This window comes from Agromyces hippuratus (assembly GCF_013410355.1).
Taxonomy (GTDB): domain Bacteria; phylum Actinomycetota; class Actinomycetes; order Actinomycetales; family Microbacteriaceae; genus Agromyces; species Agromyces hippuratus.
This window is the reverse complement of sequence record NZ_JACCFI010000001.1, coordinates 2,040,380-2,065,592: the sequence shown is the minus strand read 5'-3', so window position 1 is coordinate 2,065,592 and position 25,213 is coordinate 2,040,380. Positions and strand designations below refer to the sequence as shown.

Here is a 25,213-nt window from a genome sequence, read left to right as displayed (position 1 = left end):
ACGGTGCATGCTTGTGGATTCTTCTGGCGTTGATGGCACGCGCGTTCACATCTCCAGGGGCGATTCCGACAAGAACCGAATGAGCCAGTCCTCGCCGACGATCGGGATGCCGTAGTCGCGCGCCTTCTTCGCCTTGCCCGACAGCGAGTCGGGATCGGCAGCGACCACCAATGCCACCTTCTTCGTGACTGTCGGATGCGGCACGAATCCGCGCTCGCGGAGATCTGCCTCCCAAGCTGAACGCTCGCGCGCCATGTCGCCGGTCAGTACGATCAGCGCGCCATGACGCATGGCGAAAGCTTCGGTCGCCACATCGGCGTCTGCAGTCGGTGCTACCTCATCGACTGCTGCAGCGATGTCGGTGTCGTCGAGCTCCAGCAGCTCGCCGACCGCGCGCAAATCGGCCTTCTCTGCGTCGGTGAGCACGCCATCCGCCCACGCGCGTCGTTCGAGTTCGACGTAGTAGTCACGATGAATCGCACCGACCGCGGCGCGGTTGAGGCCGAGTTCGGTCGCGACGGCAGCAAGCTGATGGCCCTCCGAGACTGAGATGAGGCCGTCGAGGAGGCACCGGTCGAGAAGCGCGATGTACTGTGCGGTCGAACCGTCGACGGCCTCGCTCACGGCCTCGGTCGAAATGCGTTCGAGAAAGCTCGGCAGTGCCATAGATGCCTCGGCGCGACGTTTCGTGATGACCCCGGTTCGGCGGGCGACCGGGAAAGCGTACGCGCGGCCGGCGTTCGCGGTCTGCTCCCAGTAGCTGTCCCACCCCGACCAAGTGAGACTCGTGCGCCGGAAGCGTGCCAGTAGCTGGGCCGCGGCGTGGGAGTCGGATCCTGCGCTGTGCGCGAGCCCGTGCTCGATCGAATGGGCCGCGCACGCGTGACTGAGCGAGCTGGACGCCCCCAGCCCAAAGCTCGCGCCGAGGCTCATGGTGCATACGCTGGGAGTTTCGGGCGCCAGTGCATAGCCCGCACGAGCGAACTCCGCCTGCAAAAAGCGCAGGTCGAATGTCGCGTTGTGTGCCGCAAACACGCGCCCGGCGAGCAGCTCGGTGAACTCACCGACGATATCGCCGAACACGGGGGCGTCGAGTATGTCGGCTGCCCGGATGCCATGAATTTGCTGCGGTCCGAGATCCCGCTCGGGATTGATCAATGTCTCCCAATGGCCCGTCACCGTGCCGTCATCGTCGACATGAGTCACCCCGATCTCGACAACCCGATGGTGGTAGGAGGGGAGGAGGCCGGTCGTCTCGAAATCGACCACTGCGAACGCCATCAGTCACCCGCCTCGGGCGCCGCCGCCTCGGCGTCGCGGACGCGCAGCTTGCCCGACATGAGTTGCGGGAGCAACGCGTCGCGTGTTGCGGCGAGCGTGCGGTTCTCTCGCTCCGCAATAGCAGCGAGTTCGAGCAGCGGCGTCGCCACACCTGCGAACGCTTCGAGCACATCCCGCGACGGAATGGGCACGGCAAGCTGCTCCACATCGCCCTTACTGACGTGCTGTTGGGCTGCGCCGGTTGCCCTAGCGAGCAGGTCATCTAGCCGCGCCTGAATCGCGTAGTAGAGCCAGGTGTTGAGAGCGACATCCGCGCTCCACACACCGACGATTGATTGGTTCCCCGAGGCTTCCATTTCCAGGCGAGCAATCTGGCCGAGCGTTGCCCCGGTGATGGCAAGAAGCGTCGTAGAGGCAGGCATGAGCTTGGTTGCACTGTTCGCAAGTGCCTTGGCCGTGATGAGTTCCGATGGCTCGACGATCCGAGTTGCGTTGACGGCCCCGGAGTTCAACCAGGGAATCGTTCCATCGGTCCAGTAGTCGAGTCGCGCACGAGAGGGAGTCCCCCCGAGCACGACATTGGCGATGGCACCGAGTTCCTTGTCGTGCGCCTCCGCCCGGTGGAGCCGCGCGCGGAACTCCGTGGCGAGCACTGAATCCGCGGTGGCGGTGAGCGCGGTGTTGGCGGCGATCTTGTCGTCGAGGGCGCCCAGCACCTCAGCGATCGCCTGCTGCTCGGTGAGAGATGGAAGGCCAACTGGGATGGAGCGCAGAAAGTTGCGGTTCAGCGAAGGTTGTGCGCTTCCCGAATTGAATGCCGCGAAGTCGATCTGATCGAGCAGCCGGTAGACCCATCGAGGGTCGTTTCCCTTGAAATCCTTGACGAACAGGCAGGTATTCAGTGGCCAGTAGTCGTCCCGGACAAAGGTCGCTGTCCCGATAGAGGCGCCACTCCTCCCGATACCCACGCCAGGTCCCGCGTACCGAGCGGTGTCGTGAAAACCGGTTACGCCGAACGAGCCGATGATCGGCACAGTACCCGTTCGTCGTTCATCACTCGGCAGGTCGTGTCCACGCTGAAGTTCGATGACGTCACTCAATGGGACGCTGTCCCATGTCGTCACGAGACCCTCCCGAGCTGCTCGCGCACAACGTCGGCAAGTCGTGCCGAATCTGCGAACTGTGCCTCCAACTCAACCTGGAGCCGCGCGAGCTTGTCCTCGATCGACTCGTCCTCGTCCTCGACCTCGGCGGCGCCGACGTAGCGGCCCGGAGTCAGCGCGTAGTCCGAAGCCTTGATCTCGGCGAGGGTCGCCGAGTAGCAGAAGCCCGGAGCATCCGCATAGTCGTCAGGTGCGGCATCCGATTCGACTCCACGCCACGCGTGGAATGTCCCCGCGATCTTCGCGATGTCATCGTCGCTCAGCGCGCGCTCGGCGCGGTCGACCATGTGGCCGAGGTTGCGTGCGTCGATGAAGAGCACCTCGCCCGCACGCACGCCCTTGTCTTTCGCGAAGAACCAGACGCATACCGGAATCGTCGTCGAGCGGAACAGCTGCGTCGGCAGCGCGACCATACACGACACGAGGTCGGCCTCGACGATTTCGGCGCGGATCCTGCCTTCGCCGCCGGAGTTCGACGACATCGAGCCATTCGCCATGACGACGCCGGCCTGTCCGCCGGGGGCGAGCTTGGACAGGATGTGCTGGATCCACGCATAGTTCGCGTTGTTCGCGGGTGGCACGCCGAACCGCCAGCGCGGGTCTGCTTCGTTGCGCGCCCAGTCCTTGATGTTGAACGGCGGGTTGGACATCACGAAGTCGGCCTGCAGGTCAGGGTGCAGGTCGCGGGCGAAGGTGTCGCCCCAGCGCGGGCCGAGGTTTCCAGACAGCCCGTGGATCGCGAGGTTCATCTTCGACAGCCGCCAGGTGCGCTCGTTGAGCTCCTGTCCGTACACCGAGATGTCGCTGCCTTCGCCGTGGTGCGCGTCGATGAACTTCTCGGCCTGCACGAACATGCCGCTCGATCCGCACGCGGGATCGTATACGCGTCCGCTAGTCGGCTGCAGGAGCTCGACCAGCACCCGCACGACGCTCGGCGGCGTAAAGTACTCGCCACCCCGCTTACCTTCGGCGGCCGCGAACTTCTCGAGGAAGTACTCATACACCTCACCCAACAGGTCACGTGCGCGTCGGCCGTCGCTGCCCGACTGACCTTGGGCAGCGAACCGCGCCGAGTTGAACAGGTCGACGAGTTCGCCGAGTCGGCGCTGGTCGACGTTGTCCTTGTTGAAGATGCGTGGGAGAGTGCCTGAGAGCTGAGGGTTGGATTGCATGACGGCATCCATCGCCTCGTCGATCAGCAGGCCGACCGACTTCTCGGCTTCGCCCATGGCAGGGCCGATACCTTTCGCGTTCTCGGCGAGGAAGCCCCAGCGCGCGTTCGCCGGCACCCAGAACACTCCGCGGCCGGTGTACTCGTCGGTGTCGTCGATGAGGTCGGCGATCTGGTCGTCGTCGTAACCCTCTGCGGCGAGCTCGGCGCGGATGCCCGCGCGGCGCTCGTCGAATGCATCCGACACGTACTTGAGGAAGACGAGCCCGAGGATGACGTCTTTGTATTGCGAGGCATCCATCGACCCGCGCAGCTTGTCGGCGGCCTTCCAGAGGGTGTCCTTCAGCTCCTTCATGGTCGACGGCGCCTGCGGGGCGGCTTTCGGGGTGCGGGGCATGTGCGTCCTTACTGGGTGGATGCCGCGTCCGCGGCGATGGTGTCGGTGTGTTCGTTGACACGGGGTTCGGGTCCAAGGGTGACTGCTCCGGCGACGACACCGGCGGCGAGCAGTTCCGCGTACCGGTCGAGTCTGGCAGCTCGATCGCGGAGGGCCTCGCTCTGCGCAGCGATCTCGGCCAGAGCCCCCCGAAGTGGGGCGATCGCCTGCGGCGCGACACGGCGGAGCATCCAGCGCTTCCAGGCACCGGGGCCAGCCGGCTGTCCGACGATGTCGGCCGCGAGGAGTTCGGGCACGAGTCCGCCGGGGTCGGCTGCGGTGATGCGGAGAACACGGGCCGGGTAGGCGGCGACCTTGGAGCCGTCGACATCCACCCACGCAGCCACGGTCGGGCTGGTGCGGAAGATGACGTCGCCGGGGCGCGTGAGGCCGGCGGACGGATGCCGCGCTGCGAACGTGAGCTGATCGACTCGGGTGTTGCCGATCGTGGCCGGGTCATCGAGGTCGGATGCCCTAACCACGACCAAGCCTCCGGAGCCATGCAGGTCGGTGCCGAGGCGGGTGCCCGAGATGACGCGGAGGTGGCCCTTGCGGACCAGGTCTGTGACTGACGCCGGTGCAGGCGGTGGCACCGTCGCGCGGGCGCCGATCGCGTACGGCGCGACTTCGGCGTGGGCTGCTGCTGCTGCTGCGTCAATCAGCGCGGGGAGGTCCGTCGGGTTCGGATGCGCCTGTCGCGTCGCCGCCGGAGCCCCGACCAGCGAGCCGCCGCGCGCCAGCAGGTTTCGCGTCTGAACGAACTGCGCGAAGCGGAACGCGTGCGCGCGCACCTCGCGTGCGGTGCCCATACTCGCGACCACGTCGGAGACGAGGTCGGCGCGGGCTGCCCTGGTGAGCGGGGTGTCGATGAGGTCGGCCACTACGGTGAATCGGTCGACGATGGCGACCTGGCCCATCGGGGCGCCGAGCATCCACAGCGCGAGCGACTCGCGCGAGGCGGTCTCGACTAGGCCAGCAGCGAGGCGGGCGATGCCGCGCACTCGCCCTGTACGCAAAGTGTCGGCGCGAAGGAGTTCGTCGGCGGGTTCGAGGGCATCGACGAGCGCTCGTGACGGCCCTATCACGATGGCGGCGTCTTGCTCACGCAACGAGAGAGAGACCTCGTCGATCGCTCGAAGTACCGTCGTGGTGTCGTCGCTTACTGCAGCAGGGACGCGTGCGACCACCACCGAACGGGAACCGGTGAGTTCGCTCGGGTTGGTCAGCCAGTGGCCGGCGGCGACCAGCCGGCGACGGACCCGTCGGGCATCGACACCGGTCGGGAGGGCGAGGTCGGCCTCGTCGCCGACCGCGGTCGCCAACGCTGCTGCAAGCTCGGCATCATGGGCGTCGAGGGTCAACGTGACGTCGGCGTTCGCGTCAGTGATCAGCGCCTGAGTTGCCGCGACGACGAGCGCGATCACCTCATCCGCGAGGGGACCGGCCGAGCCGGCCGTGCTCAGCGATGCCGCCCGACGACGGCCGACGAGTTCTTGCGCGGCCGCCGGCGAATACGCCGCGTCGATCAGCCGCTCGGCGTAGTCGAGCCACGGCGCGCCTCGATCGGCGTGCGCCACGAGTTCCGAGAGCACGGACTCATCGCTCGGGTCTGCTTCGTGAGCCGCCTGCGGCAGATCGGCTGCGGGGAGGTCTTCGAGCGAGCCCCTCATCGCATACAAGGCAAGAAGAGCTTCCAACTCGGCCACTGCTTGCTGATCAGAGAATGCGAACCCCGACGGAAGGGCCGCAGCCGCGGCATCCGCCCTCGCATCTGGATTGTTGCCGTGTTCGGTGCGCGAGAGCCACTCGGCGACCTGTGAGGCATCGAACACCGGCCGGCCGGAACGCTCAGCGACGGCCTGCGGGAACGGGTCATCCGTCGCGGCAAACCTGGTTCGCCACACCGACGCCGTGGGTCGCTGCACGCCGGCCAGCCGGGCGACGCCGGTCAGGTCGATGAGGAGCGGTGAGGTCGAGGGCATGAAGTCACAGTATCGGCGATCGGGTGTTGATGGAGTAGCTGATCGATAAGGGGGCTTATCAGTCCCTCCCAACCAGGGGTCCGCTCGCGGCGCAATGATCGGCCCATGAACAACAACATCACGCCGAAGAGCGCAACCAACGAGATCAAGTGCCCGCACTGCAGGACCGTCTTCACCATCGACGAAGCCAACTATGCCGACATCGTGCAGCAGGTGCGAACTGTGGAGTTCGAGACAGAGCTTCACGCCCGCCTTGCCGAAGCGGAGAAGATCAAGACGGCCGAGATCGCGCTCGCCGTCGCGAACTCCGCGCAGCAGTCGCAGCAGGCGACCGCGAAGAAGGAAGCGGAGATCCAGAAGCTCCAGGCCGAGCTGAAGTCCGCCGGAACGGAACGCGACCTCGCAGTCGCGAAGGCGGTCGCCGCAACCGAGAAGCAGCTCGGCGATACCCGGAACAAGCTGGCGCTGCAGTCGGCCGAACAGAAGCTCACGGACGCCGCGCTCAAGGAGTCGCACGCCAAAGAGCTCGCGCTCAAGGACGACCTCATCGAGCGTTACAAGGACATGAAGGCGAAGCTCTCGGTCAAGCTCCTCGGCGAGACCCTGGAGCAGCACTGCGAGGTCGAGTTCAACCGCATCCGGTCGCTCGCGTTCCCGAACGCCGAGTTCGGCAAGGACAACGATGCCTCGGCTGGCACGAAGGGCGACTACGTCTTCCGCGACTTCAGCGACGAGGGCGTCGAGTACGTCTCGATCATGCTCGAGATGAAGAACGAAGCGGATGCCTCGTCGACCCGCAAGAAGAACAGCGACTTCTTCGCCAAGCTCGACAAGGACCGCAACGACAAGGGCTGCGAGTACGCGGTGCTCGTGTCGATGCTCGAAGAGGACTCTGACCTCTACACCGGCATCACCGACGTCTCGCACCTGTACCCGAAGATGTTCGTCGTCCGCCCGCAGTTCTTTCTCGCGATCATCGCGCTGCTTCGCAACGCCGCGCAGGACACCATCCTCGTGCGGGCTGAGCTCGAGCAGGTCAAGCAGCAGCACATCGACATCACCGACTTCGAGTCCGAGCTTGAAGCCTTCAAGTCGTCGTTCGGCCGCAACTACGACCTCGCGAAGCGCAAGTTCGACGCCGCGATCAAGGATATCGACCTCGCCATCGACCGGCTGCAGAAGGTCAAGGACGGCCTGCTCGGTTCCGAGAACAACCTTCGCCTCGCCAACGACAAGGCGACCGCGCTCACCGTCAAAAAGCTGACCAAGGGCAACCCGACCATGCAGGCCAAGTTCGCCGAGCTGGAGGCTCCGGAGGTCCCGGAGGACAAGGACGCCGCCTGATCCAAGCCGGGTGAGTCGGCCCGGATTCTCGTGAGGATCCGGGCCGCACCCACGGTCACACCGAAACGCCACCGCCGAAATCGCCGATACCGAAGGAGCAACACCATGACGAACCACTCCCGCCGCCTCGACTCCGATCTGGTTTCTCGCCCCCGCCGCTCGGGGGAGTCTCGCCGGCACAAGCTGCCGCGTTGTGAGCAGACCAGCCTCGCCCGGTACCGCGACCGCCATCAGGCGCGACAGGCCGTCAACGCTCGCCGTGCCACGGAACCCCACCTCTCGCTCGTCACGTATGCGTGCCCCGACTGCCGGGGGTTTCACGTCGAGCGCACCTACGCCGGACCCTTCATGACCACGCCCGAGTCAGTTGAGCGGGTGCCGGCCTTCACGGACTCGCTGCCCATTCGTGCCCGCCGCTACGTGCTCTTCGATGTCGAGAACCCGACCTGCGGAGCACAGGCATCGCGCACAGAGCTCGCGAAGTTCTGGAGCGTGCTGAAGGGACAAGCACCCGGATTCAGCGACCGCGACCAAATCGTCATCGGTGCCGCGCGCGCGGTCGCAGCGAAGTACTTCGGGGTTATTGGCGAACCCAACGTGAAGTGGGTTGTCGGGGCCAATGCCCCTGACGCCGCCGATCGGGCGCTGCTTGCCGCCATCGACGTACATCGCGTCGCCCGTGACTACGACGAACTCGTCATCATCTCAGGGGATCACGCCTTCGCTCCGTTGGCGCGACGCGCCAAGCGGCTCGGGCTGCGTGTCCATGTCGTCACCGCTGAGCACCCCGAGCAACCCACCGCGCTCGCCCGCGAGCTCGCCGAGGCCGCGGACATTCGCACGCTGGTTCGGCTGTTTCCACGGTCGGTGCACGAGCTCATGTCCGCCCCCATTTCGGCCGACGGCCTCATGCACCGCCGCGTCCAGTCGGCGACCACGTCCGCATGGTCGCACCTGTGAGCCCGTTGCTCACCAGACACGACGAGGAGCTGATGCACATCGAGCGGGCGCGGTTCTTCGCCGACCTCAACGACCTCGAGTTGCGACTTGCGGTCATCGACGTCCGCTTCGAGCGGTTCGCGACGCTCAGCGACGAAAACTTCCAGAGTTGGCGGCGCGACACGGCTTCGAAGGCGCGCAGCCTTGCTACACGCGCCCACAGCTTCGAGGATGTCGGCCGCCTCGAGCCTCACCACCGGCGGCGGGTCGCTGCGGTGCTGGTGACGATCCGTTCGCGTGTCGGCGCGCTCGATGAACGGCGCCGCGAGCTGCTCGGGCGGTGAGCGCACCACGCCCTGCGGCATCCGATCGCTGAGGCCAGGCATAGACTCCGCAACATGGACGAGTCCGCCGCCCTCGAGACGACCGCGGCGCGCGCCGTCGAGACGGCCGATCGCGATCGCGTGCTGTGGTCCGATTCCGACCGCGAGTGGGCCAGCCGGGCAGCCGCGGCGATCGTGGGGGAGCGGGCGAGCGCCGACGAGTTCCTGAGCCGGCGCGCGCAGCTCGTGCTCGAGCGCATCGGCACACGCCAGCCCGCGGTGACGCGCACGGTGCGCGGCATCCGATGGCGGCCGTGGGTGGGCGTCGTGACGGTGGTCGCCGCGTTCCTGTTCGGGCTGCTCATCGATCGCATCGGGGGCGGGTCGAGCATCAACCTGCTTGCGCCGCCGGTGTTCGCGCTCGTGGCGTGGAACCTGCTTGTCTACGTCTGGCTGCTCGTGCGCCCGCTCGTGCTCGGGCGCGGGGCGGCCGGGCCGGTGCGGTCGCTGCTCATCCGGGTCGCGTCGGTGCGGGCATCCGGTGACAGCAACCGAGCGGATGCCTCGACCGCCGCCCGTCGCACCGTGCTCGCCGCGCTGCCCCGCGACTGGGCGCGTGTGGCCGCGCCGCTCTACACGGCGCGCGCCGCGCGCGTGCTGCACCTCGCAGCGGCAGCGACCGCGCTCGGCGTGATCACCGGGCTCTACCTGCGCGGGCTCGCGTTCGAGTACCGCGCGTCGTGGGAGAGCACGTTCCTCGGCGCCGAGCAGGTGCAGGCGCTCCTCGCCGTGACCTTCGCGCCCGGATCGTGGATCACCGGCATCATGGTGCCCGACGTGGCGGCGATCGAGGCGATCCGCGCGCCCGCGAGTGAGAACGCCGCGATCTGGATGCACCTCATGGCCGGGACGGTCGCGGTCGTCGTGATCATTCCGCGGGTGGTGCTCACCCTCGTCGCCGGGGTCGTCGAGCGGCGCCGCGCCAGGAAGGTGGCGCTGCCGCTCGACGAGCCGTACTACCGTCGCCTCGTCGCCGCGTGGGTGGGCGAGCCGGCGCGGGTGCGCGTCATCCCGTACAGCTACACCCTCACGCCCGCGGTGCGGGCCGGGCTCGAGGCCGTGCTCGCGCGGGCGTTCGGCAACGTGGCGCCGACGATCGATGCGCCCGTCGCGTGGGGCGATGACGTCGAGCAGAGCCAAGTGACGGATGCCGCGGGCAGGGGTTTCGCCGACGGCGGTGAGATTCGCCTGCCGCTGTTCAGCCTCACGGCCACGCCGGAGGAGGACGCGCATGGGGTGTTCCTCACCGCGCTCAGCGGTGGCGGCGGTGCGGCCGGGCGCGGTGCCGCGGCATCCGGAACCAGCGTTGCGCTCGTCGACGAGTCGGGGTTCCTCGCGCGGTGGGGCGACGACGCGAAGCGACGTGACGAACGCCGCGCCGCATGGCGCGAGTTGCTCGAGGCGCACAGCAGCGTGCCGGTGTTCGTCGACCTCGCCGCCCCCGACCTGGTGGCGGCCGAGGCGGAGCTTGCTGCCGCGGCATCCGCTCATGATGCTGGGGTCGCGAACGAGGGGAGAGGGCGGGCATGAGTGGTGACGCGGCATCCGACCGGGTTGATAGGGGGCTGGGTCTCGATACGGCTGCTTCGCCGCCTACTCGACCGGCGATCCCCGGCCTCGACGCGGGCGCCGTCTCGCTGTCGCTCATCTCGCACACCAACGCGGGCAAGACGACGCTCGCGCGCACGCTACTCGGGCGCGACGTCGGCGAGGTGCGCGACGCCCCGCACGTCACCGCCGAGGCGACGCCGTTTCCGCTCGTGCAGACCTCCGTGGGCGACCTGCTCACGCTGTGGGACACGCCTGGCTTCGGCGACAGCGTGCGGCTCGCGCGGCGGCTGCGGCAGAACCGCAACCCGATCGGCTGGTTCACGTCGCAGGTGTGGGATCGCTATCAGGACCGCGCGCTGTGGCTCAGCCAGCTTGCCGTGCGCAACGTCGCCGAGCAGGCCGATGTGGTGCTCTACCTCGTGAACTCGGCCGAGGCGCCCGCCGACGCCGGCTACCTCGCCCCCGAGCTCGAGGTGCTCGAGCACGTCGGCAAGCCCGTGCTCGTGCTGCTCAACCAGACCGGCCCGCCGCGAGACCGTGCTGCAGAAGAAGCGGATGCCGCGCGCTGGCGAGCCGCGCTCGGCCCCTCGACGAACGTGCGCGACGTGCTCGCCTTCGACGCGTTCGCGCGCTGCTGGGTGCAGGAGTTCACGTTGTTCGCGGCGATCGAACCGCTGGTTCCGGATGCCTCGGCGCCCGCCTTCGCCCGGTTGTCGGCTGCCTGGCGCGAGCTGCGCATGGGCGAGTTCGACGCATCGATGGCCGCGCTCGCCGGGCCGATCGCACGTGCGGCCGCCGACCGCGTCGCGCTGCCGGCCGAGCCGATCACGAATCGGGTCACCGGCTCGCTCGGCCTGCCGAACGCGGCGCGGGCGAAGGCGCGGGCGGAGGCCACCGACGAGATGGCCGCTCGGCTACAGGCGGATCTGCGCGCGGGCATGGAGCGGCTCATCGCGATCCACCGGCTCGAGGGTCGAGCCGCCGACGAGGTGCTCGAGCGAGTGGCCGACGGGGTGCACCTCGACGCGCCGCTCGACGGCACGCGCACCGCTGCGCTTGGCGGGGTCGTGTCAGGGGCGCTCACCGGGCTCGGCGCCGACCTGATGGCGGGCGGCCTCACGTTCGGCGCCGGCATGGTCGCCGGCGCGATCATCGGGGCGCTCGGCGGTGCGGGCATCGCGCAGGGCGTCAACGTGGTGCGGGGTCGCACCGAGTCGAGCCTGCGGTGGGAGGAGGCGTTCCTCGACGGACTCGTCACCTCGGCGCTGCTGCGGTACCTGGCGGTCGCGCACTACGGGCGCGGGCGTGGTGCATGGCGTGAGGGAGAGTATCCGTCGCACTGGCGGCCGATCGTCGTCGATGCGGTGGTGGCGTCGCAGGAGAAGCTGGCTGCGATTTGGGCTCGCCGGGGCGATGGGTCGGAGCTCATCCAGCGCTCGCTCGAAGGGCTTCTGCGCGAGCTCGCCCTCGGCCTCCTCGATGAGCTGTATCCGGGTGCGCTCCAGCCCGCCGCGGTTCGCGCTCGGTGAGTCAGCTGAGTCCGATGTTGTCGCAAGTGGCGCCGGCCTCGTTCGCGAACTACCCCGTCAGCAGCCCGAAGGATGTCGCGAGTGCTGCGACGACGACACCGAACACCCACACCGCTCGAACACCGGCGGCTCGGCCCACCGACCGTCGGAGCAATGCGAACGTGGCGTTGTGGGAAGCGTCGAAGGTCTCGATCGCGGCAGCGCCATTGGCGTGCCACGTTCGCGGCATCCCGACGATCGATAGGAGTGCGGGCGCGGGAGTGACTCGCGGCCCGCGGCGCTTCGACTGAAGCCAGCGCACGAGTTCCTCCTCCCGAAGAACCACGACGTCCGCCGGGCGTTGCTTCACCGTGATCGCTTTGGCGCCGACCAGCACGATGATCGGGGTGGCCGTGACCGGCGCTCCGCTTGCGGCGGTGAGCCGACGAGACGCTTGCAGCGCCTCTGCTCGTGCCTTGCGGAGATAGTCGGTCTTCTGTCCGTTGATCATGAGCATGTGGACGCCCAGCCAGATGCGCCCACCAGGGTGTCGCTTCGTGTTGATGGTGAAGACACCGGTCGGGCCGACGATGACGTGGTCGATGTCGGTGTCGTGCTTGCCGATCGGCACGGAGTGAAGCACAGTCCAGTCGCCGTTCAAACCCTGAAGGCGGGCTCCGACGGCGAGTTCGCCGAGGGCGCCGCCGTACCAGCTCGTCGCGTCGGCGGCCAGAGGCGAATGCCCGAAGACCCGAGCGAGCCAGCCACGCGGCGGAGCGGCGGCGTTCAGGGCGAGGCACTTCGCGATCACTCCGGCACCTGGTGGTCGGTCGATCAGCGTCGGCGGCACATCGTCGGAAGGTTGTTCTGGGAGCGATGAGCTCACGAGCTCGTGTCCTTCCGGCCGACGCGGGTGGTGCGTAGCGCCAGCGTAGGTCACCGGTGGGACATGTGTGCCGTTCGCTACGCCTCGGGCGCCTCCTGCAGGGCGCGTACCTCGATGCGGCCCTGCAATGCCCGCGCAGCCTTGGTGGTCCATTCGACGGCTGCGGCATCGTCCGCCGCCTCGATCACCCAGAATCCGCCGACGTATGACGGCGCCTCGACGAACGGCTCGTCGAGCACGCGGGGCTCGCCCGAAGAGGCATCGACCGTCTTCGCGGTCGAGGGCGGGTTCAGGCCGCCAGCGAACACGAACGCGCCCGACTCCTTCAGTTCTGCGTTGAACGTGTCGACCGCGGCAATGACCGCTGCGAACTCGGCAGGTTCGAACTCCTGCATCGACTCCATCGTCGGCTCCTCGGCGGAGTCGTGGGGCACGGTGAGGAAGTACTGCGTCATGATCGATCCTTTCGTCGTCGGGTGCCGTTGGCGGCCCCTCTACTCATGCGTCGAACAAGCACGGCTCATATCGACACGAGCTCGAAATCAACCGTCTGCGCCGCTCGCCCGCCGCGCATCAGCAGGAGTAATCTCCGCTCATGAAGCACTTCTTCGCTTCGGCACTGCACCAGGTCATCGTCGACCTGGCCGATGCCGGCGCCGACACAGAGCTGCTCGCGGCAACCCCGGGTAGCAGCCTCAGCACGGCCGTCCTGCCGCTCATTGCGCTCGCCGCATCGTTGACCGCGGCGGTCTGCGTCGGCACGCTCATCGTCGCGTGGCTGCGGCCGCCCCCGCCGGGTGATGCGCTGGCCATCGTCGATGCCGAGGCCGCGGGCATCCTGCCGGTCGGGTTCGTGTCGGGGGAGGCGGCGACGAGGTGGCTGCCCGCGACGGTCGTGCTGCTCGCCGTCAACGGGGTCATCGCGATCGAGGATCGCCGCGACATCCGTGAAGGTGTCGACCTGCCCGAGGGGGAGCGGGGGAGCGCGAAGGACATCCGGCTGGTGTTCGACGGCGACTATCCGCTGGCGGCTCGCACCGACGTCGAGAACGAGGGCGCCGACGGCACAGTGATCGCCATGCTCGCGCCCGGGCTCGTTGGCGGGTCGCGCACGCTCGCGCGCGGCACGAGCGTCGACGTCGACCGGGTCGTGAAGAACAACGGGCAGCTGCTCGCGGTCACGCGCGACGGGTTCCGCGACGCGGCCGCCTGGTATCGCGAGAAGCGGCCCGGCATGCGATTCCGGGTGACGAGCTACGCGGGCCTCGCCGGCGTGGTGCTCGGGGTCATCAGCCTCACCCTGCCCGATGCCCCCTCGAAGTCGGTGGCCTGGAGCGCGATCGTGATCGGGGCGGCGGCGGTCGCGGTGCGCGTGTTCCTGCCGCGGGCGATTCCGCTGAACGCGGCCGGCATGCAGTTGCGCGCGCGGGCGAACGAGCTGCGGGCGGCGATCGAGGGGGCGGATGTCCCGTCCGTCGCCGCGGGCGAGAAGCTGCTGCCGTGGGCGGTGCTGTTCGGCGAGACATCCGTGGTGCGCAGCTTCGCGGAGGTCGCGGCGAAGTCGGGCACGGCGCCGACCTGGTACCACTCGACGGCGCCGCTCTCAGCCGACCGTCTCGCATCGTGCCTCGCGATCGTCGCCGCCGAACTCGTGCAGCCGATCGGCGTGGGCGGCGGGCTGCTGCAGCGCGGTGAGGACTCCCGGTTCGGCGTGCCGATGCTCGCCGACACCAAGGGGTGGGGTGGCGGATACCTCGCCGGCGGCGACAACGGCATGTTCGGCGACGGCGGTGGCGGCGGTTTCGGCGACGGTGGCGGCGGTGGCTTCGACGGGGGCGGCGGGTTCGACGGCGGCTTCGGCGGCGGCGATGGTGGTGGCGGGGGCAACTGAGCAGATCGAGCCGGCAGCTGAGCCGGCCTTCACCCCTTCGTCGCAATGACTCCCCGGTTGCCGTCTTGATCGGCGATCACCGTGAGCGAAGGTGCTTCACTGTCGTCGACGATGGTTCCGCCAGCGGCGACGGCGGCGGCGACCCGGTGCTCGACCGCCTCGGGCGCGACGTAGACCTCGAGGTGGAATCGCTGACGCGAAGCGGCCTGCCCGTCGACTTCTTCGAACCACAGGTTCGGCACCCGTACCGTGGCATCCCGGATCTCGTCGCCGGGGGTACCGCGGCCCTGGGACTCGGCGCTCCCGGTCAGGAGGGCCGCCCACACCGGTGCGATGGTCGCCGAGTGCGCCGTGTCGAGGCCGAGCTCGATCTCGCTGACCGACGCTGGATCGGCGGCGAGCCCGTGGTCGGCAGCGATCGACGTGATGCGTCGTGCGAGGTCCACATCCTGCTGGGTCACCCATTCGACGACGTATTCAGTACCGTCGTCGTCGCGGTAGATGGCGTCGTCGCTGACGAGCTCGAGGTCGACGTACCCGGTGCCGATCGAGACGCGTGGGTGGTGGTCGAGCGCGTCGCCCGCCTCGCCCACGGCGACGACGAACCGTGCGCCGGTGCCGAAGTCGTCGATCAGGTACCGGGCATGGAGCCCCTGGGCGAGCTTGCGCCAGTCGGTCAGTTCGGCCGCGGCGATCTGGTCGCCCATCAGCATGTCCATAGTCGCGGAGTGTAGCGCTGCGGCGGCGCGGCGGCATCAGGGAATCCGCTTCGAGTGGGTGAGAACGGCGCGTTCGCGCCGCCGGCTATCGCCTCGCGCGCCGGTCTGCGAGGCTGCGGGTGGTGAGCATCAGTGCGCCGACGAAGAGCAGGGCGAAGGCTCCGACGATGAACGGGGTCGTTCCGGCGACGTCGAAGCCGGTCTCGGCGATGGTGCCGTCGCTGCCGGTGGTGCCGGATCCGCTGTCAGGCCCAGGCGAGGGAGGCGTTGGCGCTGCAGCGACCGTGACGGGTGCCGATTCTGCGGTGGCGTCCTCGTAGCACGGCGAGGCGCCGGTCGCGGCAACGCGGAGGACGTGCCCTTGGTCAGCGGAGGCGACCGTGTAGTCGGCTCCAGTGGCGTCGGGGATGGCGACGTCGTCGCGGTACCACTGATAGGTGAGCGTCTCGGGTTCCGGCGTCCAGGCCGACATCGTCGCAGTCAGGGCGCTGCCGGGCGCCGGGTCGCCAGTCACGGTCAGCGGCGTGGTGGTGAAGGTGTTCAGCGCCACGTCGAACTGGAAGGTCGCCGTCGCGTTCGTGGTGGTCGCCTCCGTCGGTGTCACTCCGTTGTATGCAGTGATCTCGACGATGCTGGTTCCGCCGGGGGCGGTGGGAGTGCCTGAGACGACTCCGGTGTCGGGGTCGAGCGCGAGCCCGGGCGGCAGCGTTCCCGCGGTCACCTCGTAGTAGGTGGGCGGTGGGTTGCCAGACGCCTGGATCGCGAAGGAGAACGGTTCGCAGGCGAGAGGGGAGCTCGTCGCTCCTGCGAGGTCGGGGGACGTGAGCGGGACGAGCGCCATGATTCCGCCGACGGTCTCGCCGGTGCCGTCGAAGAAGTACCCGGTGAGGTAGACGGTGCCGTCCTGCCCGGCAGCCACACCGATGACGTTGCCGTCGAACGGAGCCAGGGCGGTTCGGGGGATGCTGCGAAGCACCGTGCCGTTCGCGTCGGTGATCGTGATCACCGAATCGCCGTCTTGATTGACGTGATACAGGAGGTCGTCGGGGCCCACAGTGACCTGACCGAAGTACGTGGCGGTGTCAGGCGTGTCACGGAAGATGAGATCCGTTCCATCGGGGTCGACGCTCGCGAACTTCTGTGCGAACTCGGGTGCCTGAACGAATCCAAGTGCGCTCAAGCGTCCATCGGAGGTGATGTTGAGATTGAATGCGGCAAAGCCTGCGTCGAAGTCAGGGATGGTGATTGCGGGTGCGGCGATGGCCCCGGCACGGTCGTACGCGTCGATGGTGAAGCCGCCATCGAAGGGTCTCTCGCTGACGTAGAGGGTGGCCCCGTCAGGCGAGATGGCGAGGCCCGCTGACGAGGCCTCGGCAGGAGGCAGAGACGTGGTCGACAAGACCGTGCCGGTACCGTCGTACGTGCTGACCGTCCGGTTGCTGCCGTCACCGGCGGTCTCGAGTACGACTGGATTGCCATCCGCGTCCAATGCCAGACCAGTCGGGGACCCGCCATTCTGAGCGGGCCATGCGGCGATGAGTTCCCCAGTCGCGGTGTAGTGGACGACGCTCTGGGACGACCCGGAGGAGTAGTTCGCGATCCCGTACAGGCTCCCGTCAGGCGCCACCACGATCGATGAGGGCACCAGGAACCCGACCGGGGGTTCACTGATCGAGGTGCTCCAACTGCGGTCATACGTGTAGTCGCCGTCATTTCCGATGACCGGCGGCGGAGCCGCGAACGCATTCGTAGCCGGCGAGAGCACCGCGATCATGCCTGCCACCAGTACGCCTGTCGCCGCTGCTCTGACTGCTCGTGAACTGAACATCGGTTGGTGTCCCCCCGGACGTCACCGTTTGCCGCCCGTCGGCACCACCCCAGCCGTTGCGGAAACTTGGCCCAGCCTACGTGGTACCCGATGTCAGGCTCAAGGACGCCGCGTCGAAGGAGTCTCGTCCCCCATCTCGTTCGCGAGGAGGAAGGCGACGAAGATGGGCGGATGCCGCGGCATCCGCCCACCTCGTCGTTCCGGCTACTGCTGCTTGACCCGCTTGAGCTGCTGCACTGCCTTCTCGACGAGCTTGGTCGCATCCTTCACGTCGCGTGCCGTGGCCCGCGAGCCCGCGAGCACCACCTCGCCGATCGCGACGGCGTCGTCGAGGTTCGCAAGCGAGGCAGCCGTGTACTTCGAGCGATCGATGGCGGCGGCACCCGCGAGCGCCGCCTCGAGCTTCGCGGTGTCGACCGGCTCGGCCGACGACTCGGGAGCGATCAGGCGCACCTCATCGAGCACGCCCCACGCGCCCGCCGAGAGCGAGAACTCCGCAGCGATCTCGACGACGCCGTCAGCCCCGACCACGACGCCAGGCACCGACGCGGTGTGGAACTCGTTCCACGCCGTGAACTCGAGCGGTGCGCTCCACGAGCCGGCCGACGTGGTCGCCAAGAGCACGCGACTGTCGGTCGACGGGCTGTTCGTGCCCTGCGTCGTCGCCTCGAGCACGTAGGTGCCGGCGGGCACGCCCGTGAGGGTCTGCGTCGCCGAGGTCTCGTAGGCCCCGCCGTTCCAGAACGTCACGGCGAAGTCGCCGGCGGACGCATCGGCGCTCTCCTGGCGCGAGGCGGGCCCGGTGAGCTGCCACGCGCCCATGTCGCTGCTCTCGAAGCCCGGGTTCTGCACGAAGTTCGGGGAGACCACGTCGACCGTCGCCGTGACCTGCAGGCCCGAGTCGGTCGTGCCGGGAATCGAGTACGACCCCGGTCCGCGGATCCAGTCGACCGCGCTGCTCCATTCGACCGACGGATGCTCCGTGGTGCCGTCGTTGAACTCCACGGCGATCGTGTCGGGCAGGGTCACCGGCGAGCCATCCGTCACCGTCAGCGCGACCTGCTCGATCGTCGTGATCGCGCGCGGGGCGACCGCACCGGTGACGACGTACTCGAAGGTGCGCAGCGACTCGAGGGGCGTGCCGTCCCACGCGAAGAGCGACTGGTTGTCCCACGCCGAGCCGCCGTAGAACTCGCCGACGTGCACGGGGTCGTAGTCGCTCGCGGCGCTCGTCGCCCACCCCGAGCCGTCGCGCTCCCAGAGCACCCGGTTCGCCTCGACCTCGCTCGGCGGCCCGACGGGCAGCCACGCGGGCTCCCAGTAGAAGACGCCGAGGCCCGCGTCGCCGACGGCGGCGACCGCGGCGATCACGTCGCGCAGCTGGGTCGCCTGGCCCTGCACGCTCACGGGGTACTGCCCGGTGATGCCGCTCGCGCCGATGACATTGCCGTACCCGTCGCCGTCGTCGAGGGTGCGCGCCCACGAGGTCTCGGCGACCATCACCTGCTTGCCGTAGCTCGTCGCGATGTCGTCGAGCACCGCCGTGAGGTTCTCGGTGGTGCCGTGCCAGTACGGGTAGTACGAGCTCGCGAAGACGTCGTAATCGACGCCGAACTGCGCGAGGCCAGCGGCGTAGGTCGCGTAGCGGCCGGGCGTCTCGGGGTTGGTGAAGTGCACCGCGACGAGCGCGTCGGGCAGCGTCTCGCGCACGGCCGCGCTGCCCGCCGAGACGAGGGCTGCGAACTGCGCGTCGATCGCCGTGCCGGCACGCGTGTGCCCGGCGATCGCATTGTTCGTCTCGTTGCCGATCTGCACCATCGACACGTCGACGCCGGCCGCCTCGAACGCCCGCAGCGACGACACCGTGAAGTCGTGCAGCGCGGTCACGGTCTCGGCGTCGCTGAGCCCTGCCCACGCCTTCGGCACGAGCTGGCGCCCGGGGTCGGCCCAGAAGTCGGAGTAGTGGAAGTCGACGAGAACTTCGAGGCCCGCCGCGGTGGCCCGCTGCCCGATCTCGACGGCGCGTGCGACGTCGACGTCGCCGCCGCCGTAGCCGCGGCCGGTCGCGTCGAACGGGTCGTTCCACACCCGCACGCGCACGGCGTTCACGCCGTCGGCGGCGAGCACGTCGAAGAGATCGGCAGGCGCGCCCGACCCATCGCGGAAGACCACGCCGCTCTCTTCGAGCGAGAGCACCGTCGAGACGTCGACGCCGTTCACGAAGTCGGGGGAGAGGCCGTCGACCTTCGCGACGGAGATGCCCGCCTCGACCGGGCCGTCACCCGGTTCGGATTCCGCGGCAGCCGAAGCCCCCGCGGGTATCGCGATCAGGGTGGCGAGGGTCGCCGCCAGGGCTGCCGCCCCGGCCCTTCCTGGTTGTCTCTGCACGATCCGTGTCCCTCTCGATCTGGCAGCCTCGCGGGTCGCCGCCCGAGTCGGGCGAACGGATCCGCGACGCTGCGGTGTTCGGTTCTGGTGGTGCTGGTCTGGTGCCGGTTACCCCTCGCTCGCCGCAAGCCGGATGACCCGGGTGCCGCCGGCCGGCACGAGCGTCGAGGCATCCGTCGCTTCGCCGGTCGCGACATCGACGCCCGCCGCCGCGATCACCGCGTCGGTCTTGGCGTGGTTGATCGCGACGACGAAGCGGGTGCCGTCGCCCGCGACGCGGAAGACGCGTTCGAGCCCGGTCGGCGGCGGCGCGACCTCGAGGCCGGCATCGGCGAGCACGCCCCCGATGAACGCGGCGAGCTCGTCGCCGTCGAGCCTCGTCGAGAGGTACCAGGCGGCGCCGTCGCCGAGCGCGTTGCGGGTGATGGCGGGCAGGCCCGCGGCAGGTCCGTCGACGAAGCCCTCGACGGCGGCCGCGCCCTCGAGGTGGATCTCGTCGGTCCACACGGCGCCGCTCGACCCGTTGGTGAGCTCGACGAGGCCGCCCTCGCGGAGCGGCTGGAACTCCTCGATCGCCAGCCCCAGCACCTCGCGCAGGCGGCCCGGGAACGGACCGGCCGGCACTGAGTCGAACTCGTCGACGATGCCCGAGAAGTACGACACGGCGAGCACGCCGCCGCCGGCCACATAGGCCTGCAGGTTGGCGGTTGACGCCTCGTCGAGCAGGTACAGCGACGGCGCGAACACGGCCGAGTAGCCCGACAGGTCGGCGCCGGGGTGCACGAAGTCGACGGTCACCCCGAGCTTCCAGAGCTCGGAGTAGAACGCCTCGAGCCGCTCGCGGTGCGAGAGGTCGACCGAGGGGCGCCACTCGAGCTCCTGCGCCCAGAACGACTCGGTGCTCCAGATCACGGCGACGGATGCCTCGACCCGGCTGCCGCGCAGTTCCGACAGGTCGCCCACGAGCTCACCGAGCCCCACGACCTCCTTCCACACGCGCGACGAACGGCCGGCGTGGGGGAGCATCGCCGAGTGGAACTTCTCGGCGCCGAACCGGCTCGCCCGGAACTGGAAGAACATGATCGCATCGGCGCCGCGGGCGAGGTGGGCCATGCTGTTGCGCGCGAGCTCGCCGGGGCGCTTCGCCACGTTGCGCGGCTGCCAGTTGACCGCCGAGGTCGAGTGCTCCATGAGCACCCACGGGCGGCCGGCCGCGAGCGAGCGGGTGAAGTCGGCGTCCATCGCGAGCATCACGTGGGCGTCGATGCGCGAGGCCGTGAGGTAGTGGTCGTTCGAGACGATGTCGACCTCGGGCGCCCACCTCCAGTAGTCGACCGAGGGGCAGCTCGTGGCCATGAAGTTCGTCGTGACGGGCTGCGTCGCGTGCCGGCGGATCGCGTCGCGCTCGAGCACGAAGCACTCGAGCAGCGCGTCGGAGCTGAACCGCTTGAAGTCGAGCTGGTGGGCGGGGTTCGAGACACTCGCGGACTGGCGCGGTGCGTCGATCTCGTCCCACTCGCCGTAGACCTGCCCCCAGAAGGTCGTGCCCCACGCGCGGTTCAGCGCGTCGAGCGATCCGTAGCGCGCGGCGAGCCAGCGACGGAAGTTCGCGACGGATGCCTCGTCGAAGCTCTCGGAGACGGGCGCGCCGTACTCGTTGTGCACGTGCCACATGACGACCGCGGGGTGCTGCGCGTAGCGCTCGGCGAGCCGCTCGGCGATCGCCGACGCCGCGCGGCGGTACTCGGGGCTGCTCGGGCTCACGATGCCGCGCGACCCGAAGCCGAGGGCGACGCCGTCGCGGGTCACGGGCCGCGCCTGAGGGTACGCCTTCCAGAACCAGGCCGGCGGCACGGTCGTGGGGGTGCCGAGGTCGACGTCGATGCCGGCACCCGCGAGCAGGTCGAGCACCTCGTCGAGGAACGCGAAGTCGTACTCGCCCTCGCGCGGCTCGAGCAGCGCCCACGAGAAGATGCCGACGCTCACGAGGTTCACGCCGGCCTCGCGCATGAGCTCGATGTCCTCGAGCCAGGTCTCACGGGTCCACTGCTCGGGGTTGTAGTCGCCGCCGAAGCGGATCGACGAGGTGCCGGGCATCCAGCCGCTGCGGACCGGCGCCGCTGACGCGGACGCGGCCGGCGACGGAGCCGCCGAGGTCGTCGACGTCGAGGCCGCGGAAGCGGCGGCGGTGGTCGCCTCGGCGCCCGTGACGGGGGCTGGGCGTGAGGTCGGCGCAGGCTGCGAAGGCATGGAGTGTTCTCCCTTGAAACTGTGTGCGGTCACAGTTCTAACACAGGTCGAGATCGTTACGCCATCTAATAAGCCCGGAGTTGACATGAAAGCGAGGCTGTGCGTTACTGGGATCGCTCACAGGCACAGCGTGGTCCTCTCTCGATCGCGTGCGGCCACGGGGCATCCGCAATCACAGCTTTCGACAAGGAGGACGAATGCGTGCAGCATTCCGCACCGGCGCCGTTGCAGCCGTTGCCGCAGCAGCGCTGATCATGACCGGTTGCTCGGCCGATGCCGGTTCCGGAGGCAGCGCCGACGACCCGGTGGAACTCACCTACTGGGCCTGGGCGCCGAACCTCGACAAGGTCGTCGACCTCTGGAACGACGAGAACCCCGACATCCAGGTCACCGTCAACAAGCAGGACGGCGGCGACCCCGCGATCACCAAGCTGCTCACGGCGATCAAGGCCGGCAGCGGCGCACCCGACCTGATCCAGGCCGAGTACCAGAAGATCCCGACGCTCGTCTCGAGCGACGCGCTCGCCGACCTCGCCGGCACGAGCGCCGCCGACCTCTCGGGCGAGTTCCCGTCGGGCGTGTGGGACTCCGTCACCCTCGGCGGCGACGCGCTCTACGCGATCCCGCAGGACACCGGGCCCATGATGTTCTACTACCGCGACGACATCTTCACCCAGCTCGGCCTCACCGTGCCGACCACGTGGGACGAGTACGCCGAGACGGCCCGGGCACTGCACGCGGCCGACCCGAGCAAGTACCTCGGCACCTTCTCGTCGAACGACGCCGGCTGGTTCGCAGGGCTCGCGCAGCAGGCCGAGGCCGAGTGGTGGTCGATCGACGGCGACGCCTGGGGCGTCGGCATCGACGAGGAGCCCACGCAGCAGGTCGCCGACTACTGGGGCGGGCTCGTCGAGGAGGGCGTGATCGACAACAAGCCGATGTACACCCCCGAGTGGAACGCAGCCCTGAACGACGGCACGCAGGCCGGCTGGCTCGGCGCAGTCTGGGGCCCCGGCGTGCTGAGCGGCAATGCCGCCGACACCGCGGGCCTGTGGAAGGCCGCGACCCTGCCGAACTGGGGCGATGGCGACTCCAACGGCAACTGGGGCGGCTCGTCGACGGCGGTCACCTCGCAGTCGGAGCACGTCGACGCCGCGGTGAAGTTCGCCACCTGGCTGAACACCGACCCCGACGCCGTGCAGGCCCTCGTCACCGAGACCGGCATCTACCCGGCCTCGACGGATGCCGCGGCATCCACCCTCTCGGGGGCGCCCGAGTTCTTCAGCAACCAGCCCGACTTCTACGACGTCGCGGCCGAGGCCGCCCAGTCGGTCGCGCCGTTCCAGTACGGCCCGAACGTGAACGTCGCGTTCAGCGCCTACAACGACGAGTTCGCGAAGGCGGCCGAGTCGAAGACCCGGCAGGCGTTCCTCGACGCGGTCGCGGCGATGCAGCAGATCACGGTCGACGACCTGGAGTCGAGCGGCTTCACCGTCGCCGACTAGCTCGCGCGTGAGGGGGCGCCGCGCCGCGGCGCCCCCTCACCACCAGCTCCACCCGCCCCCTGGAAGGACCGACACATGACCGCAACGGTCGACGCCCCGAGCGGCGCTACCCGGCCGGCCCGGCCCGCGCCGCAGCATCCGGCGAAACGGCGCAGCGCCGCCCGCCGTCACGTCATCCCGTGGATGATGCTCGCGCCCGGCATCGTGCTCTTCACGCTGTTCATGGCCGCGCCGATCCTCTACACCTTCGTGCTCTCGTTCCAGAAGGAGCTCGTGTCGGGCCTCGGTCTCGGTTCGGGCTCGCGCACCCGCGCCTTCGCCGGCCTCGAGAACTACGTCGCCACGTTCACCGACCCCGAGTTCCTCGCGAGCGTCGGCCGGGTGCTCGTCTACGGGCTCATCCTCGTGCCGACGATGCTCGGCCTCGCGCTGCTCTTCGCGCTGCTGCTCGACGCGCGGCGCACGGGGGCGAAGGGCTTCTCGCGGGTCTCGATCTTCCTGCCCTACGCGGTGCCCGCGGTCATCTCGTCGCTGCTCTGGGGCTTCCTCTACCTGCCGGCGGTCAGCCCGTTCTACTGGATCTTCGAGCAGCTCGGGTGGGACGACGTGCCCTCGCTGCTCTCGCCCGGCCTCGTCGTGTTCGCCATCGCGAACATCGGGCTCTGGGGCGGCGTCGGCTTCAACATGATCGTGATGTACACCTCGCTGAAGGCCGTGCCGACCGAGATCTACGAGGCCGCGCGCATCGACGGCGCGAGCGAGCGCCAGATCGCGCTGCGCATCAAGGTGCCGATCATCATGCCCGCGCTCATCATGACCGCGCTGTTCTCGATGATCGCGACGCTGCAGGTCTTCGCCGAGCCGACCACGCTGCGGCCGCTCACCAACAGCCTCTCGACGACCTGGTCGCCGCTCATGTACGTCTACCGCGACGCGTTCACGCGCGACGACATCTACTCGGCCGCGGCCACCTCGGTGATCATCGCCGTCGCGACGTTCGCCATCTCCTTCCTGTTCCTCCGCGTCGTGCAGCGACGCGCCTTCGGCCAGGAGGACTGAGCCGTGACCATCACCAACCAGACCCGCGCCATGGTCGTGCCCGACTTCCACGAGGCATCCGATCGCCGCAGCCGAAAAGGCGACCAGCGGATGCCGCTCGCCATCGGCTCCACCGCCGTGCTGCTGCTCGGCGCCCTGTACTGCCTGCTGCCCGTCGCCTGGGTCGTGATCGCCTCGACGAAGGATGCGTCGGAGTTGTTCTCGACGTTCACCTTCGCGCCGTCGACCCACCTGTGGGACAACATCGTCGAGCTGACGAACTACCGTGACGGCCTCTACTGGCGGTGGATGGCGAACACCGCGCTCTACGCCGGCTTCGGCGCGATCGTCTCGACCTACGTCTCGGCACTGTCGGGCTACGCGCTCGCGAAGTACGTGTTCCCGGGCAAGAACGTCGTGTTCCGGGTGCTGATCATGGGCGTGCTCGTGCCCGGCGTCATCGTCGCGATCCCGCAGTACCTGCTGCTCGCGCAGGTCGGCCTCACGAACACCTACTGGTCGGTACTGCTGCCGCAGCTGATCAGCCCGTACGGCATCTACCTCGCCCGCATCTACGCCGCGGCCGCCGTGCCGACCGACATCATCGAGTCCGCCCGCACCGAGGGGGCGCGCGAGCTCTACATCTTCCACCGCATCGCGCTGCCGATGATGGGGCCGGGGCTCGTGACGATCTTCCTGTTCCAGTTCGTCGCCGTGTGGAACAACTTCATGCTGCCGTACATCATGCTCGGCAACGACGAGCTGTTCCCGATCACGGTCGGGCTCTCGGGCCTCTTGAACCAGGGGGCGTCGTTGCCGGCGATGTACACGCTCGTGATCACGGGGGCGCTGCTGTCGATCGTTCCGCTCATCGTGCTCTTCCTCGTGCTGCAGCGCTACTGGCGCGTCGACCTCGCCGCCGGTGCCGTGAAGGCATGAACTCATACACT

Annotated in this window: 19 protein-coding genes; 9 read left to right on the top strand and 10 right to left on the bottom strand. The window is 68.8% G+C overall.

What is annotated here, in order from left to right; all coding sequences use genetic code 11:
* Positions 1-45: 45 nt before the first annotated feature.
* The 4 genes from BJY17_RS09670 to BJY17_RS09655 are packed head-to-tail and all read right to left on the bottom strand — an operon-like array spanning position 46 to position 6,033.
* Complete coding sequence (locus BJY17_RS09670; protein WP_179551161.1) at positions 46-1,281, bottom strand: exonuclease domain-containing protein; 1,236 nt, start codon at positions 1,279-1,281, stop codon at positions 46-48.
* The gene (locus BJY17_RS09665) at positions 1,281-2,405 is read right to left on the bottom strand and encodes a restriction endonuclease subunit S (protein ID WP_218889878.1); all 1,125 of its coding nucleotides are present in this window, start codon (positions 2,403-2,405) and stop codon (positions 1,281-1,283) included. Before BJY17_RS09665 ends, BJY17_RS09670 begins: the two co-directional genes overlap by 1 nt.
* Entirely contained in the window at positions 2,402-4,012 is a 1,611-nt protein-coding gene (locus BJY17_RS09660) for a class I SAM-dependent DNA methyltransferase (RefSeq protein WP_218889877.1), read from the bottom strand. Before BJY17_RS09660 ends, BJY17_RS09665 begins: the two co-directional genes overlap by 4 nt.
* 8 nt (positions 4,013-4,020) lie before the next feature.
* Entirely contained in the window at positions 4,021-6,033 is a 2,013-nt protein-coding gene (locus BJY17_RS09655) for a hypothetical protein (protein ID WP_179551159.1), read from the bottom strand.
* 105 nt (positions 6,034-6,138) lie between these two features.
* On the opposite strand from BJY17_RS09655, the gene BJY17_RS09650 reads away from it, so the two are divergent.
* The 5 genes from BJY17_RS09650 (at position 6,139) to BJY17_RS09630 (ending at position 11,779) form a co-directional block, all read left to right on the top strand.
* Positions 6,139-7,377 (top strand): DUF2130 domain-containing protein, encoded by a 1,239-nt coding sequence (locus BJY17_RS09650; RefSeq protein ID WP_179551158.1) that lies wholly within the window; start codon positions 6,139-6,141, stop codon positions 7,375-7,377.
* A gap of 105 nt (positions 7,378-7,482) precedes the next feature.
* Positions 7,483-8,337, top strand: a complete 855-nt coding sequence (locus BJY17_RS09645) for an NYN domain-containing protein (RefSeq protein ID WP_179551157.1) — start codon at positions 7,483-7,485, stop codon at positions 8,335-8,337.
* Positions 8,322-8,660, top strand: coding sequence for a hypothetical protein (locus tag BJY17_RS09640; protein WP_179551156.1), 339 nt, complete (start codon positions 8,322-8,324; stop codon positions 8,658-8,660). Before BJY17_RS09645 ends, BJY17_RS09640 begins: the two co-directional genes overlap by 16 nt.
* Before the next feature lie 54 nt (positions 8,661-8,714).
* Positions 8,715-10,229: a DUF2868 domain-containing protein gene (locus BJY17_RS09635; protein ID WP_179551155.1), complete on the top strand. Its 1,515-nt coding sequence runs from the start codon at positions 8,715-8,717 to the stop codon at positions 10,227-10,229.
* Positions 10,226-11,779: a DUF3482 domain-containing protein gene (locus tag BJY17_RS09630; RefSeq protein ID WP_179551154.1), complete on the top strand. Its 1,554-nt coding sequence runs from the start codon at positions 10,226-10,228 to the stop codon at positions 11,777-11,779. The genes BJY17_RS09635 and BJY17_RS09630 overlap by 4 nt, the downstream gene beginning before the upstream one ends.
* A gap of 49 nt (positions 11,780-11,828) precedes the next feature.
* Here BJY17_RS09630 and BJY17_RS18770 read toward each other — a convergent pair whose 3' ends face one another.
* Both BJY17_RS18770 and BJY17_RS09620 read right to left on the bottom strand, forming a co-directional pair.
* Complete coding sequence (locus tag BJY17_RS18770; protein WP_179551153.1) at positions 11,829-12,797, bottom strand: nuclease-related domain-containing protein; 969 nt, start codon at positions 12,795-12,797, stop codon at positions 11,829-11,831.
* Positions 12,722-13,099, bottom strand: a complete 378-nt coding sequence (locus BJY17_RS09620; protein WP_179551152.1) for a YciI family protein — start codon at positions 13,097-13,099, stop codon at positions 12,722-12,724. Before BJY17_RS09620 ends, BJY17_RS18770 begins: the two co-directional genes overlap by 76 nt.
* A gap of 140 nt (positions 13,100-13,239) precedes the next feature.
* On the opposite strand from BJY17_RS09620, the gene BJY17_RS09615 reads away from it, so the two are divergent.
* Positions 13,240-14,535 (top strand): hypothetical protein, encoded by a 1,296-nt coding sequence (locus tag BJY17_RS09615; RefSeq protein ID WP_179551151.1) that lies wholly within the window; start codon positions 13,240-13,242, stop codon positions 14,533-14,535.
* Positions 14,536-14,564: 29 nt separating this feature from the next.
* On the opposite strand, the gene BJY17_RS09610 is transcribed toward BJY17_RS09615, so the two are convergent.
* The 4 genes from BJY17_RS09610 to BJY17_RS09595 all read right to left on the bottom strand — a co-directional run bounded on the left by BJY17_RS09610 (position 14,565) and on the right by BJY17_RS09595 (position 21,567).
* Positions 14,565-15,254, bottom strand: a complete 690-nt coding sequence (locus tag BJY17_RS09610; protein ID WP_179551150.1) for a VOC family protein — start codon at positions 15,252-15,254, stop codon at positions 14,565-14,567.
* An 85-nt stretch (positions 15,255-15,339) separates the two neighbouring features.
* Positions 15,340-17,028, bottom strand: coding sequence for a putative Ig domain-containing protein (locus tag BJY17_RS09605; protein ID WP_179551149.1), 1,689 nt, complete (start codon positions 17,026-17,028; stop codon positions 15,340-15,342).
* A gap of 258 nt (positions 17,029-17,286) precedes the next feature.
* Positions 17,287-19,470 (bottom strand): glycosyl hydrolase 53 family protein, encoded by a 2,184-nt coding sequence (locus BJY17_RS09600; protein WP_322789798.1) that lies wholly within the window; start codon positions 19,468-19,470, stop codon positions 17,287-17,289.
* A gap of 108 nt (positions 19,471-19,578) precedes the next feature.
* Complete coding sequence (locus BJY17_RS09595; RefSeq protein ID WP_179552800.1) at positions 19,579-21,567, bottom strand: beta-galactosidase; 1,989 nt, start codon at positions 21,565-21,567, stop codon at positions 19,579-19,581.
* 350 nt (positions 21,568-21,917) lie between these two features.
* Between BJY17_RS09595 and BJY17_RS09590 the strand changes: the two genes are divergently transcribed.
* From BJY17_RS09590 to BJY17_RS09580, 3 genes are all read left to right on the top strand, one after another.
* Positions 21,918-23,225, top strand: a complete 1,308-nt coding sequence (locus tag BJY17_RS09590) for an ABC transporter substrate-binding protein (RefSeq protein ID WP_179551148.1) — start codon at positions 21,918-21,920, stop codon at positions 23,223-23,225.
* A 75-nt stretch (positions 23,226-23,300) separates the two neighbouring features.
* Positions 23,301-24,284, top strand: coding sequence for a carbohydrate ABC transporter permease (locus BJY17_RS09585; protein ID WP_179551147.1), 984 nt, complete (start codon positions 23,301-23,303; stop codon positions 24,282-24,284).
* A gap of 90 nt (positions 24,285-24,374) precedes the next feature.
* On the top strand, positions 24,375-25,202 hold the full coding sequence (locus tag BJY17_RS09580; protein ID WP_179552799.1) for a carbohydrate ABC transporter permease: 828 nt from the start codon (positions 24,375-24,377) through the stop codon (positions 25,200-25,202).
* The last annotated feature ends 11 nt before the right edge of the window (positions 25,203-25,213 follow it).

Bases quoted from the DNA above. Each gene is read 5' to 3' on its own strand.
- BJY17_RS09670 (WP_179551161.1), bottom strand. From the start codon at position 1,281: ATGGCGTTCGCAGTGGTCGATTTCGAGACGACCGGCCTCCTCCCCTCC.
- BJY17_RS09660 (WP_218889877.1), bottom strand. From the start codon at position 4,012: ATGCCCCGCACCCCGAAAGCCGCCCCGCAGGCGCCGTCGACCATGAAG.
- BJY17_RS09655 (WP_179551159.1), bottom strand. From the start codon at position 6,033: ATGCCCTCGACCTCACCGCTCCTCATCGACCTGACCGGCGTCGCCCGG.
- BJY17_RS09650 (WP_179551158.1), top strand. From the start codon at position 6,139: ATGAACAACAACATCACGCCGAAGAGCGCAACCAACGAGATCAAGTGC.
- BJY17_RS09645 (WP_179551157.1), top strand. From the start codon at position 7,483: ATGACGAACCACTCCCGCCGCCTCGACTCCGATCTGGTTTCTCGCCCC.
- BJY17_RS09640 (WP_179551156.1), top strand. From the start codon at position 8,322: ATGGTCGCACCTGTGAGCCCGTTGCTCACCAGACACGACGAGGAGCTG.
- BJY17_RS09635 (WP_179551155.1), top strand. From the start codon at position 8,715: ATGGACGAGTCCGCCGCCCTCGAGACGACCGCGGCGCGCGCCGTCGAG.
- BJY17_RS09630 (WP_179551154.1), top strand. From the start codon at position 10,226: ATGAGTGGTGACGCGGCATCCGACCGGGTTGATAGGGGGCTGGGTCTC.
- BJY17_RS18770 (WP_179551153.1), bottom strand. From the start codon at position 12,797: ATGGACCACCAAGGCTGCGCGGGCATTGCAGGGCCGCATCGAGGTACG.
- BJY17_RS09620 (WP_179551152.1), bottom strand. From the start codon at position 13,099: ATGACGCAGTACTTCCTCACCGTGCCCCACGACTCCGCCGAGGAGCCG.
- BJY17_RS09615 (WP_179551151.1), top strand. From the start codon at position 13,240: ATGAAGCACTTCTTCGCTTCGGCACTGCACCAGGTCATCGTCGACCTG.
- BJY17_RS09610 (WP_179551150.1), bottom strand. From the start codon at position 15,254: ATGGACATGCTGATGGGCGACCAGATCGCCGCGGCCGAACTGACCGAC.
- BJY17_RS09605 (WP_179551149.1), bottom strand. From the start codon at position 17,028: ATGATCGCGGTGCTCTCGCCGGCTACGAATGCGTTCGCGGCTCCGCCG.
- BJY17_RS09595 (WP_179552800.1), bottom strand. From the start codon at position 21,567: ATGCCCGGCACCTCGTCGATCCGCTTCGGCGGCGACTACAACCCCGAG.
- BJY17_RS09590 (WP_179551148.1), top strand. From the start codon at position 21,918: ATGCGTGCAGCATTCCGCACCGGCGCCGTTGCAGCCGTTGCCGCAGCA.
- BJY17_RS09585 (WP_179551147.1), top strand. From the start codon at position 23,301: ATGACCGCAACGGTCGACGCCCCGAGCGGCGCTACCCGGCCGGCCCGG.
- BJY17_RS09580 (WP_179552799.1), top strand. From the start codon at position 24,375: ATGCCGCTCGCCATCGGCTCCACCGCCGTGCTGCTGCTCGGCGCCCTG.